General features: G+C 46.9%; 14 protein-coding genes and 1 riboswitch. Of the genes, 4 read left to right on the top strand and 10 right to left on the bottom strand.

What is annotated here, in order from left to right; all coding sequences use genetic code 11:
- Positions 1–25: 25 nt before the first annotated feature.
- Positions 26–679 (bottom strand): hypothetical protein, encoded by a 654-nt coding sequence (locus C792_RS0103850; protein WP_017548129.1) that lies wholly within the window; start codon positions 677–679, stop codon positions 26–28.
- A 24-nt stretch (positions 680–703) separates the two neighbouring features.
- A complete protein-coding gene (locus C792_RS0103845) occupies positions 704–1,438 on the bottom strand; it encodes an MBL fold metallo-hydrolase (RefSeq protein WP_017548128.1) in 735 nt (244 codons plus the stop codon).
- Positions 1,439–1,575: 137 nt separating this feature from the next.
- Between C792_RS0103845 and C792_RS0103840 the strand changes: the two genes are divergently transcribed.
- Complete coding sequence (locus C792_RS0103840; RefSeq protein WP_017548127.1) at positions 1,576–2,055, top strand: pyrimidine dimer DNA glycosylase/endonuclease V; 480 nt, start codon at positions 1,576–1,578, stop codon at positions 2,053–2,055.
- Positions 2,056–2,275: 220 nt separating this feature from the next.
- On the opposite strand, the gene C792_RS0103830 is transcribed toward C792_RS0103840, so the two are convergent.
- Entirely contained in the window at positions 2,276–2,704 is a 429-nt protein-coding gene (locus tag C792_RS0103830) for a hypothetical protein (protein WP_017548125.1), read from the bottom strand.
- Between the two features lie 214 nt (positions 2,705–2,918).
- On the opposite strand from C792_RS0103830, the gene C792_RS0103825 reads away from it, so the two are divergent.
- Positions 2,919–3,800, top strand: coding sequence for a hypothetical protein (locus C792_RS0103825; RefSeq protein WP_017548124.1), 882 nt, complete (start codon positions 2,919–2,921; stop codon positions 3,798–3,800).
- A 117-nt stretch (positions 3,801–3,917) separates the two neighbouring features.
- A complete protein-coding gene (locus C792_RS14205) occupies positions 3,918–4,751 on the top strand; it encodes a hypothetical protein (RefSeq protein WP_017548123.1) in 834 nt (277 codons plus the stop codon).
- An 87-nt stretch (positions 4,752–4,838) separates the two neighbouring features.
- On the opposite strand, the gene C792_RS0103815 is transcribed toward C792_RS14205, so the two are convergent.
- From C792_RS0103815 to C792_RS14200, 5 genes are all read right to left on the bottom strand, one after another.
- Positions 4,839–6,158 carry an LLM class flavin-dependent oxidoreductase gene (locus C792_RS0103815; protein ID WP_017548122.1) on the bottom strand — a complete coding sequence of 440 codons (1,320 nt, stop codon included), beginning with the start codon at positions 6,156–6,158 and terminating at the stop codon, positions 4,839–4,841.
- Between the two features lie 71 nt (positions 6,159–6,229).
- On the bottom strand, positions 6,230–6,982 hold the full coding sequence (locus C792_RS0103810) for a 3-oxoacyl-ACP reductase (RefSeq protein WP_017548121.1): 753 nt from the start codon (positions 6,980–6,982) through the stop codon (positions 6,230–6,232).
- A 142-nt stretch (positions 6,983–7,124) separates the two neighbouring features.
- Positions 7,125–7,227: riboswitch (TPP riboswitch) on the bottom strand.
- Positions 7,228–7,357: 130 nt separating this feature from the next.
- A complete protein-coding gene (gene bioB, locus C792_RS0103805) occupies positions 7,358–8,347 on the bottom strand; it encodes a biotin synthase BioB (RefSeq protein ID WP_017548120.1) in 990 nt (329 codons plus the stop codon).
- Between the two features lie 243 nt (positions 8,348–8,590).
- The gene (locus tag C792_RS0103800; RefSeq protein ID WP_017548119.1) at positions 8,591–8,935 is read right to left on the bottom strand and encodes an amidohydrolase family protein; all 345 of its coding nucleotides are present in this window, start codon (positions 8,933–8,935) and stop codon (positions 8,591–8,593) included.
- Entirely contained in the window at positions 8,916–9,293 is a 378-nt protein-coding gene (locus C792_RS14200) for a hypothetical protein (protein ID WP_017548118.1), read from the bottom strand. The genes C792_RS0103800 and C792_RS14200 overlap by 20 nt, the downstream gene beginning before the upstream one ends.
- A 118-nt stretch (positions 9,294–9,411) precedes the next feature.
- On the opposite strand from C792_RS14200, the gene C792_RS0103790 reads away from it, so the two are divergent.
- Positions 9,412–10,494 carry a glycosyltransferase family 4 protein gene (locus C792_RS0103790; protein WP_017548117.1) on the top strand — a complete coding sequence of 361 codons (1,083 nt, stop codon included), beginning with the start codon at positions 9,412–9,414 and terminating at the stop codon, positions 10,492–10,494.
- 175 nt (positions 10,495–10,669) lie between these two features.
- Here the strand turns inward: C792_RS0103790 and C792_RS0103785 are convergent, their stop codons facing one another.
- Together C792_RS0103785 and C792_RS0103780 are read right to left on the bottom strand one after the other, a co-directional pair.
- The gene (locus C792_RS0103785) at positions 10,670–13,021 is read right to left on the bottom strand and encodes an acyltransferase family protein (RefSeq protein WP_017548116.1); all 2,352 of its coding nucleotides are present in this window, start codon (positions 13,019–13,021) and stop codon (positions 10,670–10,672) included.
- A gap of 72 nt (positions 13,022–13,093) precedes the next feature.
- A complete protein-coding gene (locus C792_RS0103780; RefSeq protein WP_017548115.1) occupies positions 13,094–13,555 on the bottom strand; it encodes a hypothetical protein in 462 nt (153 codons plus the stop codon).
- Positions 13,556–13,959: the final 404 nt, after the last annotated feature.

Here is a 13,959-nt window from a genome sequence, read left to right as displayed (position 1 = left end):
CCGTATAAAGCCCCGGCCCCTGCATTCAGAGCAGACCGCTGATCCGCTCCCAATCCTGGTTCAGATACTCCCGCATCAGGTAGATCGTGCAGAGCACAAGCTCCCTGCCTTCCGACTGCTCGAACTCGATATCGCAGTCCTCCATGAACCGGCCGGCCGCCTTGATGAACCCATCATACTTCCCGTCATCCAGAATCCCGTTCCGGTAGATCCTCGCCTTTTCACCGAATAAAAACATCAGCAGCCGGTTGGTCGACAGCGGGAAATCATCCTCTGTGCCGTCATACTCCAACGAGTAGAGACCGGTGGCCAGTATATCCGCAACAGCCCCGTTCTCAATGGAAGCCTGTTCCTTGAGCATGACCTCATACAGACCCTCCCCCGCTCTTTCAAGCTCGGACGGGTCTTTATTCTCAAATTCATATATGCAGACTTCGTCCGCCCCGAAAGTGATGATGTTGGCGCCGAGCAGATAGTCGATATTCCCTTTCGGGATGCCGGCAAGCACATTGCTCCCACCCGCTTCAAACATGATCTTCCGGGGCACGTCATCAATATCCTTCTCCTCCAGCGGACCGAAACCGTATATCTGGTACATCGCCCGCGCTTGCCGGTCCGTCTCTGCATACAGGTCGGCCGTTTCCCCATTCAGATCGAGCAGCAATTTCAGGTCATTCATATGTGCCACCTCCGTCTCTCTGTTCTACACCTCTATCTCCATGCCCGCTTCGGCCAGCACCGCTTCCCCGGCACCCGATTTGCGGAATGAGTCTGCCAGTTCTTCCAGATTGCCGTAATGCGGCAGATGGGAAAGCACGACTTTGCCTGCGCCGGACCGCTCTGACAGGACACAGACATCACCGACGCTCATGTGCCCCACCCTTTCACCCTCCTCATCTTCGTAGAGGCTGCACTCGGTAATCAGCACATCGGCACCTTCTGAAAATTTTGCGAGGCTCTGCCTGTAGTTCGTATCCGCCGTATACACCAGGCACTTCCCGTCATCATCCGTGATCCGCAGGGCATATGTCTCTACCGAATGCGCATTTCTATGGAACACGATACTGAACGGCCCGATCTGGAAAGTACTGTCCTCCCCGTACGGACAGAACGTATTGTGCTTCACTTTATCCACCTGGCGCTCCACATCACCATCTGCCGGACCGTATACATTCAGATTCCTGTCGACCCTGCCCAGCTGGGTATTGATCATGCGCGCGAACAGAAAAGACCCAAGATCACACGAATGGTCATAATGGTAATGCGAGATGAACACATGGTGCAGGTCGTTCAGATCCACATAGTTCTGCACGTGCGCCGCCACCCCGCTCCCGGCATCCAGCAGTATGCAGAAGCCGTCCTTCTCCACCAGATAGCCCGAAGTCGGCTCGTTCCGCTTCGGAAAACCGCCCCACATGCCGACGATCGTACACTTCATATCAATCCGCTCCTTTTTACCGTTTACTGGTCAGTACCCTTATTCCGTGGAATAAATGTCATATTTCCATCTGAAAGATAATCTGTTGTCGATAAATTTCCGTTGCTATAGAATGGAGGGAACGAGGAGGAACGTCCATGCAGATATTCAGAGTCTCACCCGACCACGGGACAAGCGCCCGGTATCTCGATAACAGACGCCTGTCCAAACAGGTGCTCGAGCTGTACCAGATCATCCGTGTCAACCTCAGCCTGATCGGTGTACTGGATACGAACACGCAGTATCAGCACCATCCGATTGTAAAGCACGTCTACAACTCCGGCATGCCCTATATAACCGACACCGCCCGGCTGATCCGCGCCTGCGACAGAGAGCACCGGCGGCGCGGCGGAAAACGCAGTGCGCAGTTCAGAGCGGATCTGGATGCGCTGAAAACACTCGTTGAGAATCATGCTGAAGATGACATTTGGTGTCACGATCCGCTCCCGCCCTTCTACGCCTATGGGGATGCACGCATATACGGCGAAGAGGCATATGAATTGTACAGGGAACTTCTATGCGACAAATGGCAAAAGGATCGGATTGCTCCGAGATGCAGCGTAAGATATGACCCATAAAAAAATACTCCAATAAGACCTCATTTAGTCTTATTGAAGTATTCCTCCGTTACTTTCAATTGTTTTTTCAATATCTCTTTCCACAGATGTCCTTTGACTTCCCCTGTCCCCCTGGACACTTTTGTTCTTTTGACTTCCCCATTGTCCATTTGCTTTCTGAAGTACCAATGATGGGTTTTAGTTTTATATTCTTCCCATCCATCTCTCCGACAAAACCTTTCTATTTCTCTCCAGGTCGGCACTGAATCAGGGATTTTACTCCTTCTTTAGTATCTTGAGACAAGACTTTCAAGATATAGGGAAAGTGGGAACGCCTGTTGGAGGAGTTAAAGTACATATTGAAATTACCCTGATACTCTTCAGCATAATCCATCAGCTCTTCAGCCAGAAATTCCAATGCTTCTGATTTTGTCTTACCGTTCTCTACCAGGTCAAATCCAGACAAAGAGGCAGTAACTGAACCATCATCCTCTGTATAAAGTTCAGCTTCAAAATCAAAAGCTTCTAATATCGAATCAAGATGATCTGTGTTCAAAGCTGCCCATTCATCCCTATTCCTTTTTACAAAACGGGGGCCGTAACGGATAACCTCATCATTGAAGCGGCTCCATTCCTTCCTGACATCAGTAGCATTCAAAGTCTTCTGCATGGTAATCGCTCCTCTCACACTTATCATACCACCAAAAGCACATAATGTACATTACGTACATATCTGGAGTATCATGCAATTCCTTAATGAAGAGTGACTGCCTGAATAAGTCTCTACTACTTTCCCACCTGCCCGGCTCGTCTGTTTCCCTCCAATGCATATACAGATATCATTGAGGTAAGACGACAAACGGTCTAGACAAGGAGGCAGTGTCATGAGCAAGGCTATCGGCATCATCATTGCATTACTGCTGATTGCAGGCGGCGTATATTTCTTTGTGGCGGGTCCGGCAGACGACAGTGAAGAACATGTTGAAAATGACACCGGTGAGACGGAGGAACCGGCTGGGGAAGAATCTTCAGAAGAGACAACAGAACCGGACACTGCGAAAACAGCTGAGGAGACATCCTCAGAAGAGGACACTCATGAGAGAACGGAGGAGGAAACAGAGGAAGAGCCCTCCGAAGAGGACAGCACTGAACCCGGGGCTGACCGGAACACTTCCGGCAACAACTATACAGCCGCAGAGCAATGCATCATGTCGCAGCTGACGGAATGTGAGGGTGTACCCACCGCCGACCGGTTCCAGGCATACAAAGATCTCGCTCGAGACGGCACACTGCCCCAGGCTCCGGGAAGCGGATGTCTCCCCTGTGCGGTGAAGTATTCATTCGAAGTGAAATACGGTGAGTCACGGGATATCGAGGCGGAGACAAGTGAGGTGCCGCAGGATGGAAAGACCTACACCGGCAGCCCTGAATCCCTCGTCACCACCTACCTGTTCTCACTCCCAGAGTATTATAACGGGGCGAATGAAAGGACGCTTGACTATCTGCTCCCCGGTTCTGATGCATACAGCCAGCTCGTCGACAACAAGGCATCAGGAAACTTCAGGGACCACATGACCTACTCCGTCTTCATCGAAGAGGTGGAGAGCGTATCGGACGGCAGATACAACGTCTATGCATACAGGGAATACTCACACGAAAATTCCGGCGGCGTCCATGATGCATACGTAAAATACGATGTCGTGGAACGTGACGGGCACTATTACATCCAGAACTACGAAGAACTGAGCAGCGCTCCGGTCGAATAGGGCCCCGCTGCTGCCAATACAGAAAATACCAATGGGTTTTCAGTTCATAATCCGGTGGCCGATGTGTTAATATATCTCCATGACTGAAACCGACTGTGTCGGACAAAGGAGAATTTTATGGCTGGATCCCAGACGATCAACGAACATGAAGACCTTGTGGGCATTACACTGCAAAAAGATGAAATGCAGGAACTGAAGATAAAGAGAGGGAACCACACCTACTGCATGAAAGTGCACTTTAAACCTGCGCATAAAAAATGCGTCATTTTCAGCAATGGCGCCCTGGACCCAAAAAAGAATTCACCGCCGGTATACATGCGGAACAGCTGGTCGGAAGACATTGATGCATCGACGATTTTCATCGACGACCCGACACTGCACGGGACGAAACTCAGGCTCGGATGGGGGCAGGGCAGCCGTGAAACTTTCCACCTGGAGGAGATTGCGGACATCCTGAACATCCTGCTGCCCAGGATGAATGTCACGGCTGAAGACGCATACTTCTTCGGTTCATCCGCCGGCGGATTCATGTCACTCTACTACGCCGTTCTGATAAAAGGCTCGACTGCCGTCGTGAACAATCCGCAGACGAAAGTGCTCAATTATTTGAGGCCCTATGCCAAAAGCATAGTCAGGCACTCATACGGCATCGATGAGATTGAAGATGTGGAGGACTCCCTGCTCTACAGGCTGGACATCGCGGAAGCGATCAGACATCACGGGTACTTCCCCGAAAAGGTCTACTACTTCCAGAACCAGAGCTGTGAGAGTGATATTGAAAACCAGCTCAATCCGTTCATGGCCTCGCTGAAGTCATACGGCATCGATCCAAAAGGGCTCAACATCATCAGCTATTTCGACGAACAGCTCGGGCATAACCCGATCCGTAAAAATGATACGTTGAATATCATCAACAAAATACTGAACGGGGAACTTGCCCTTCCAGTTTAAAAGGCCGGTCCCCCGTAGAAACTTGTCCGTCAGCCCACCCGGCTGCCGGACTTTTTTCGACAACAGGGGGCTACCTTCATTGACATTTTAAAGTGCGGGGCATGGCAATCCTAAATGTTCACGCAAAGTATCACCTTCATACTCTGTCCTGAATAAGCCCCTTTTTTGCAGTTCAGGTACAACGAGACTCACAAAATCTTCCAGGCTGCCGGGGAGTTCAGGCGGCATAAGGTTAAATCCGTCAGCCACACCGGCATTATACCACTCCTGCATCTGATCCACGATCTCTTCAGGTGTGCCGATCAGTGTGAAGTGGCCGCCCCCTGCATTGAGATACCCCAGCAGATCCCTTACAGTAGGCTGTGTATCGTTGATGATTTCAAGTATCGTTTCATAACGGCCGACAGGGCCGCTAAAGGCCTCGACCGGAGGCAGCTTGGGTACCGGTTCGTCCAGTTCCCAATTTGAACAGTCCTGCTGCAGGAAGAAACCCAGTTGTTTCAAAGCTGTTTCAACGGGGAGTTTCTCATCCAATGCTGCCTTTTTGGCCAGGGCTTCCCCATGAGTACGGCCAACGAATGTGACCAGGCCCGGGAATACTTTGATATGTCTGTCACCCATCCCGCTCCGCCTGATCCTATCGTCCAGTTTTTCACGGAATCTTCGGGCCTGCTTTAAATTCCAGGAAACAGAATAGACGGCATCAGCATATTTCACAGCTAATGAAATACCTTGTCCGGATGCCCCTGCCTGCATTGATACAGGCTTCCCCTGCGGACTTTTCGGCGTAGTGGATGGCCCGCGCACTTTAAAATACTTGCCCTCGTGATGAAAAGGATGGATTTTTGAAGCATCTATCAGCTTTCTTTCATCCCGCTGATGCAGAAACCCGCGACTGTCCCACGAAAGAAACAGCTTGTCCATCAGGGCAGCGAATTCATCTGCCTTTTCGTACCGTCTGTCATGGCAAGGCAGATTTTCCATGCTATGATTTAATGCTTCTGCGTCCGTCATTGACGTCACAAGATTCCATCCCACACGCCCGCCTGTCATATGGTCCAGGCTTAAAAGCTGACGGGAAGCTGTGAAAGGATTGGAAAAAGTGCTTGAGATCGTTGAAACCAGACCTACATGACGGGTCACTTGGGAAATGGCGGTCAGATTGACTATAGGGTCAAACCAAAACGCCGGCATATCACTGGCGCTTTTACCCTGGAATGACTGGCTGTCGGCAAAGAACACCGCATCAAAGCAGCCTTTCTCCGCCAACCGGGCCAGATACTGGTAATAGGAAACATCCCCAATGCGCTCAATGCTGGAATCCGGCATCAGCCAGGCTGCCTGATGATGCCCGCACCCATACAGCAAAACACCTAGATGCAATTTCTGTTCTTTGGCCTCTGTCATCTATCTACACCTCAATATATTGTTTATGATCACTGCTCTTCCTAAAGGCTTATCCACGGCAATCCAGCCGGTCAGTTCATTGTCAGACCGCCATCCACAGTAATATTCTGACCTGTAATACCGCTCGCATCTTCCGAAGCCAGATGGACGACCATATTGGCCACATCCTGCGGGGTCGTAACCCTCCGCAACGGCGTTGAGCGGGCAATGAGATCGAACACTTCCGGTGTCGTAACAGCGCTGGCATCCGTCTCCTTCAATAATCCGCCTGAAACTACATTCGCTTTTATGCCGTACGCACCGAGTTCAGAAGCAATATTACGCGTGAAGCCGATCAGTCCGGCCTTGGCAGTCGTGTATTCATGATAGGGTACAACGGGATTCTGATATAAATTGGTGCCGATACTTATAATGTCTCCGCTCTGTCTGCTGATGAATTGCGGCATGACACTCTGGACAACATTGAACGCCGCTTTTAACGTACCGTCCAGCTGTTTCTGATAATCATCCCAGGTGAGTTCTGTGAAGGCCTTTTGTTCGTCCGGATTAAATTTGAAGCCCACCAGGGCATTGTTGACGACGACATCAATTTGACCGAAATATTCCGTCCCCTTGGCTATGAGCCCCTCTGCTTCCTCCCGGTCTGTTACATCAGCCCGGATTGCAACAGCATTCTCCCGGCCAATCTCATGAACAAGCTTTTCAGCAGCTTCTTCACTTTTGTAGTAATTGATGACCACCCGGAATCCTTTTTCGGCCAAAGTCTTTGCGACAACTGCTCCCAGACCCCTGCTGCTGCCCGTTACCAATACTGTCCTACTCATCATAACAACTCCTATGTCTCTGATTTTGATGACACTCGTATAAAAAGTGCCAGAGAATATAAAAAACGCAACCTTCCCCAGGGAAAGCTGCGTATAAACAAATAGTTACATATTAAGAACAGGTACCACCATTCTTCGAGTATGTATCAGTGACGCACTTTCCTACGCTAGTTTTAGCTAGTTCAGGTTCAAAGGGTCCGGGCTTTGCCCGTCTCAGCCTGCAATCGGCTCCCCCAGCGATATTTTATTGTCTCTTCTCCCCAGACATTATCATAATACCGGGGGCGTTACAAATAAGTGCCCTGAATGACGGCCGGCCTTTCACGGATTAAACCGCTGGATGATATATCCCCGGTATGCTTTCGATCCGAAACGTCAAACCGGCCTGCCACTGCCCACATAGTCAATTTCAAACCCCAGATCCTTCAGCATCTGGTGATCTTTCGTCCCTTCCTGCCCGGTTGTGGTCAGATAGTCCCCGATAAAGACGGAGTTTGCTGCATACAGCCCAAGTGGCTGCAGACTGCGCAGGTTCACTTCCCTGCCCCCTGAAATGCGGATCTCCTTAGTTGGATTGATGAAGCGGAAAAGACTCAGCACTTTCAAACAATACACCGGGGTCAATTCATCAGTCCCCTCGAGCAGGGTCCCTTCCATCGCATGAAGGAAGTTCACAGGTATGGAATCGGCATCCAATTCTTTCAGTGCCAAAGCCATCTGTATGACGTCCTGCTTCGTCTCCTTCATCCCAACAATCACACCGGAGCACGGTGAGATGCCTGCTTCTTTCACTTTCCCGACTGTCCCAACACGGTCCTGATAGCTGTGACTGGTTGTAATCGCATCGTGATGGTTCTCTGATGTGTTGATATTATGATTGTAACGGTCGACACCGGCTTCCATGAGCTGCTCCGCCTGACCAGGCTTGAGTATTCCCAGACAGGCACATATTTTCAAATCATACTTTTCCTTTATCTCTTTGACGGCACTCGTGACCTGGTGCAGTTCACGGGTGGTTGGACCCCGGCCGCTGGCAACGATGCAGTAAGTGCCTGACTGCAGCTGGTATGCTCTTTTAGCCCCTTCTACAATTTCATCTTTCTGCATCATCCGATACTTCTCGATAGGATTGGTAGAATCCCTTGATTGAGCACAGTATCCACAATTTTCCTGACATGCCCCGGATTTCGTATTGATTATCATATTCAATTTGACTTCATTTCCATAATAATGCTTCCGGATTATGTACGCACTGTTCAGCAGCTCCAGAATTTCTTCATCCGGACATTCCAGAATCTGCATCGCTTCTTCATTTGCAATTTCATAACCTTTTATCACTTCGTCTGCTAATGCTTTAAAGTCCAATGCTATACGCCCCTTGTCCAGGGAATATTCTCCCCGATTATTGTCAACCATATAATTATTAAGGTTAACAATAAGACCGTGGACTGTCAATGATCATGTGCAAAAGGATGCGCAGCCCATCCTGTGATATGCATTGCACGCTAACCCTTTCACCTTTGTGCCTAAATGCAGACTTAAAAACAAATGCACCCCCTGAAAGCAGTTTATATTTCAGCCGCCTGCTTCAGGAAGTGCACATCATATTCAGGACCGGGGAGCCCCTTGGTCGCCGCTTCTGCTGCCATATACGATTTTTCCGTTCACGATCGTCATCTCCACCAGATCATCCGTCAGCTCTACATCATATCCAAGCGGATTGTCATTCAATACGACAAAGTCTGCATATTTGCCCGCTTCCACACTGCCCGCTTCATCCTCCGTGCCATTCAGACGTGCGGCGTCCAGTGTCATTTTCCGGTAGGCTTCGAGGCGTGTCAGCTTCTGGTGTGCACCGAGCACATCGCCCCTGCGTGTCTTCCGCTCCACTGCAAACCGGATGGATGCCAGCGGTAATATATCGGTGCCGGGACTATTTTTCCACCAGCTCAATCGCATCACTGTTGTACTGGTTGAAGCTCACTTTGATACCGTCCGCCTCTTCAACCGGGTCAATCGTCAGTGGCAGGTCCTCCCCGTATAACTTCGTTTCAATGAACTCGTCACCGTTGAAATAGGAAACATAGCTGGAACGGTTGATTTCGTAACCAGCATCCGGATCGTAGGGAATCAGTTCAGACGTCACCATCTCCTCATCTTCCACATCATCACCGTTGTACCCCACCCAGCTGCCTTTCGTCACACTGCCGGTATCAATGAGATTGTCAGAGTCGCCACTTCCGTTTCCGCATGCCGCCAGGACAGAGACAGATAGAACTGCAATCATGAAACGCTTCAAAAATTTATCCATAGTTGCCTCCCGTATGTATGAGTACTTTACGGTTTCATGATAACACATCATCGTTTAGTTTTATTTGAATTGCATTAACTGTATAATCAAGGGCAAATAACCACTCGGGGGGATCATGATGAACCTGCTGTATATCGTTAACTTCCATGCGCCGATGGGCGGCCTGCACGAGAACGTCTATGCTTCGGCAGTATATATGAAAAAGCAGGGCTGCACCGTCCATGTTGTATTGAAGCCGGGACGTCTCGAGCAGCGCATGAAAGCAGAAGGCATACACACAATCACCACAGACTTTTCCGATGCAGACCAGGCACTCGAAAGCATAGAGAATGTGGATGTTGCATTCGATCTCGTCCATTTCCATCCGGGGCCTTCCAAATATCCTGCACTCAAATACGCTGAAAAGTACAACGCCCCCCTGATAGAGACCTATCACGGCACATGGCTCGACGGGCTCGAAGACCATATCGATCAGCTGGATGCCATCGTCACAGTATCGGAAGGGATAAAGAACCATCTGCAGAACCGGATTGATGCACACTATGAAAAGTACTACGTGATGCCCAACGGGTACGACAGCAGCCTGTTCGATAAGCCGAAGTATCATGACGGGGAAGCCGAAGAAATCACCGTCGGATTCGTCACACGCCTTGATAAGGACAAGCAATTCATCATGGACATACTGCTCCTCGCTGTGAACCATATTAAAACCAGACCAGATATTAAGATCAATATACACATGATCGGTGACGGCACACACAGAGACGAATTCATGGAACTTTGTCAAAATATGCTTGAAGACACCGATCATACCATCCAATTCAGAGGCTGGCTCGTCGATGAAGAGCTGAAAAATGCCTATCTGGACTGCGACATCATCATCGCCCCGGGAAGATCCGCCATCGAAGGCATGGCATGCGGCAAACCCGTCATTGCGGTCGGCAGCAAGATATACATCGGCCTGATCACACAACAGAACTGGCAGTCAGCCGTTTACAGCAACTTCGGCGGTGCAGGGAAACGGTTTGTCGATTACGAGCTTGGCAGTATAGAGTACGACCTGAATCACCTGCTGGATGACCAGGCCAATATAAATCGCCTCGGCAGGTTTGGTCATGAGATTGCAAAACAGTTTTTTGATGGGGATAGGATAAATCAGGAATTGTACAATCTGTACCGGATACTTCTTCTGAGTGAGTAAATGTTATGACCACAAAGATTTAAAAACCTTTGTGGTCATTCTCATTACTTCTCTACAAGTTTTATTTCGTCCATATTGTAGTCGTTATACCCTTAGCCCTGTTCTGGTATAAATAGATGAAACTGAAAACTTATTCAAAAAATACAGACAAGACCAGTTTGGTCTTGTCTGCACATTAATTTTTCTCCGTCAGCTTAATCATATTTTCAAATGATGTATGATAGCTGATACGAATCTGATCCGCTTCAGGAACATTTTCTATTGTACTTGCGAATTCTTCCTGAACTGTCTTGATGAACTTGTCCCCATCATAATAAGCGATGTAGCCACCTTGGTTCAAATCATACTCTTTATCTGAATCATACTCTATATAATCGGTAGTTGCGTATTCCGGATTGCCTCCAAGTTCTCCTTTGGAATTTATCCAGCCTGCAGTAGTACTGTTTTTATCGATTAAATTAGTGTTTCCCTGCTGCTCTGTACTCTTACTATCCTTCTCTTCAGAACCGTCTTCATCTGTATCTGTTGCATTCTGTGATTCTGTGGGTTCTCTACCGGATAGTATTGCCATTACATCTTTATGGATGATAGGTCCAAAACTCTCAGAAAAGGTCTTGGTCATATGGCTTTTATCGAGATAGGCCACGACATTACCAATAACCGGAGGACACTTTTCTTCATTACAGAAATAATCCGTGTAGTCTGCATAATGTACATTCTCTGGTGGGTTTTCCACCTTTTCCCAAGCTGAAACTTCTGGATATGTTTCAGAACGATCAACACCGCATTCACTGGTATCAAATCCATTTTCACTCAGACACTTAGGAATTTCCTCACTAAAATATGGAGTGTCTCTTAGTGCCAGTATAGGAACATCATGTTTTTCAACTTCTTCAAACTGTTCTACATATCCTTCTGGCACTTTTTCCGGCGTGCGTGCATAATCGGCCAATGTTACAATCAGATCCGGTTTTTCTTTCATCAGTTCATCGACTACGTTCTTGTTCCATTCGATGCATGCTTCATTATGATCCTGTCCAAGATAGAAGCGGCAGCCACTTTTAGTGACATTCAATACTCTGATCGATTCCTCTTCAGCAAATGACTGAATGCTTGGCGTCCAATGTGCAGACTTTGAACCTCCCACTACAGCGACTGTATAATCATAGTTGTCAGCGACACCATATTCACATATTTTCACATCAGTAGTTTTGGGGCCAATATGGCAGCCGTCTGTATAAGAATCCGCTTTGTCATTCGGAGCAGTTGACAAGTCAGGAATAGGTTCTTTTTCTTCGAGACTGTCAATGGCATCAGTATTTGCCATTGCACCAGGATATTCCTCGTCTCCAACCAGATCCATGGAATAGGCACTCTTATACTGATTGAAAGCCCACCATCCCGAAGCAAGAACAACAAGCAGTATCGCCATCGATATAATTGGTGTAAAAGATTTTAAATTCAGGTTTCTTGAGGTTATGAATTTATTCAATGGTTTTTCTACAAGATTAGTTGTCAAATAGCTGAGGAACAGAGACAGCAGGATGATAATAATACCATGTATGAGACTGACATCATAAGTACCGAAAATAACGTAATAAAAGCTCAATAATGGCCAATGCCATAAGTACAGACCATAGCTCAGCCCTCCGAGATATACCATCGGTTTGCTCCCCAGAAACTTCTCAACACCAAATGAAGTCGGGTTTTGCCCGGCCAACATTACCAGTATGGCAGCTGTAACCGGCCATAAAGCAACATAACTCGGAAAACTCGATTCAACATCCATAATCAAACCAGTACTTACCAGTGCCGCCAGGCCAAGCCAACCTATTATCGTACTGACTAACTGAGGCAATTTTAGTTTGAATATGAAAATCATCAGTATACCGCCCACTGCAAATTCCCAGACTCTTGTGCGTGTATCGAAATAAGCCAGTGGTTGATTCACCTCAGTCAAATAGACTGAATACGAAAGGGATACTCCAAACAGCACAATCAAAATAGTCAGAAGTATATTTTTCAGTTCAAATTTCGTCTTTTGATACAAGATGATGGCAGTTGAGATAATCAGAAACCATATAATGTAGAATTGACCCTGTATTGACATCGCCCAGAAGTGCTGGACCGGACTCTTCTCATTATCCTGGTCCAGGTAGTCCGTACCCGTTATGGCCAGTTGCCAGTTTTCAAAATAAAACAATGAAGCAAAGATTTCCTTGATTGTACCGGCATGCCTGAATTCAGGCAGAATGAAATAACCTGCAACTGTAATAAAAAGCAGAACCGTTATCGCCTGAGGCAACAACCTCTTTAAAAGACCACCGATAAATGTGAAGAATTTTATGTAACCATTTCGTGCATATTTTGATAGTAAAGATGTTGTAATCAGAAAACCGGAAACGACGAAAAATACATCGACCCCGCCTGAAACACGCATCATCCATATATGGTAAACAGCTACGAGTAACGCAGCAACTAATCTCAGCCCTTCTATTTCAGGGCGATATTGTTTCTTTATCTCCATTCATAAAACTCCCTTGAGTCAAAAGTAACACCCAGACACAATTATCTTTAATTGTGTCTGGGCTATATGATTTTATTGCTCAGATAAATTAATCTTATTATTGAAAGACTTATGGTAGCTTATCCTTATATTATCAGCATTTTCCACTGTTTGAATTTCTCCGCCATGTTCCATCTGTGAGGTTTCTATAAATTCTTCACCGCTATAGTAAGCAACATATGCCCCTTGTGACAACTCATACTGCTTGGATGGGTCATATTCAATTGTATTTGTAGTCAAGTATTCTGGATTTCCACCATGCTCTCCGCCAAAATTGATCCATCCCGGTTCAGTACTTTCCTTGTCAATCAAACCACCATCTTCAACTTCAGCAGACTCTTTTGTTTCGCCTGTTTCAGAGCTTCCCTCACTCGTCTCGGCAGAGTCCGTAGTTTCCTCTGTTTCTGCATCAGCATTTTCTTCAGAACTTTCACCACTACATGCAGATAATATCATCAAACTTGTTCCCAAAAGTAAAAAAGCTTTAAATTTCATATTGTATATCCCTTCCTTTATTATATGTATAAAATTACAAGCATAAATATATAATACCAAATTCTCTTTAGAAAATGTACATAGATTTTGAAATAGACAGAAATATCGGATTAAATGAACAGATAATAAACCTACTTCGTAATTAATAATAGAATTACAGAGGATTCATCAGTTTATTGCATTAATCTCTATAGCATCCTTATTATACTGATTAAAGCTTACTTTAATACCATCAGCGTTCTCGACAGTTTTAATAGGAGCAGGTATGTCATCAGTGTATAATTTGGTTTCTATAAACTCATCACCATTGAAATAAGATACATAACTGGATCGATTGATTTCATAATTCATACTTGCATCATGAGGAGTTAATTCAGATGTGAGCATTTCCTCATCTTTTACAT

Source organism: Salinicoccus carnicancri Crm (assembly GCF_000330705.1).
GTDB classification, from domain to species: domain Bacteria; phylum Bacillota; class Bacilli; order Staphylococcales; family Salinicoccaceae; genus Salinicoccus; species Salinicoccus carnicancri.
The sequence above is the reverse complement of the archived record's forward strand: the minus strand, read 5'-3'. Positions and strand labels throughout refer to the sequence as shown.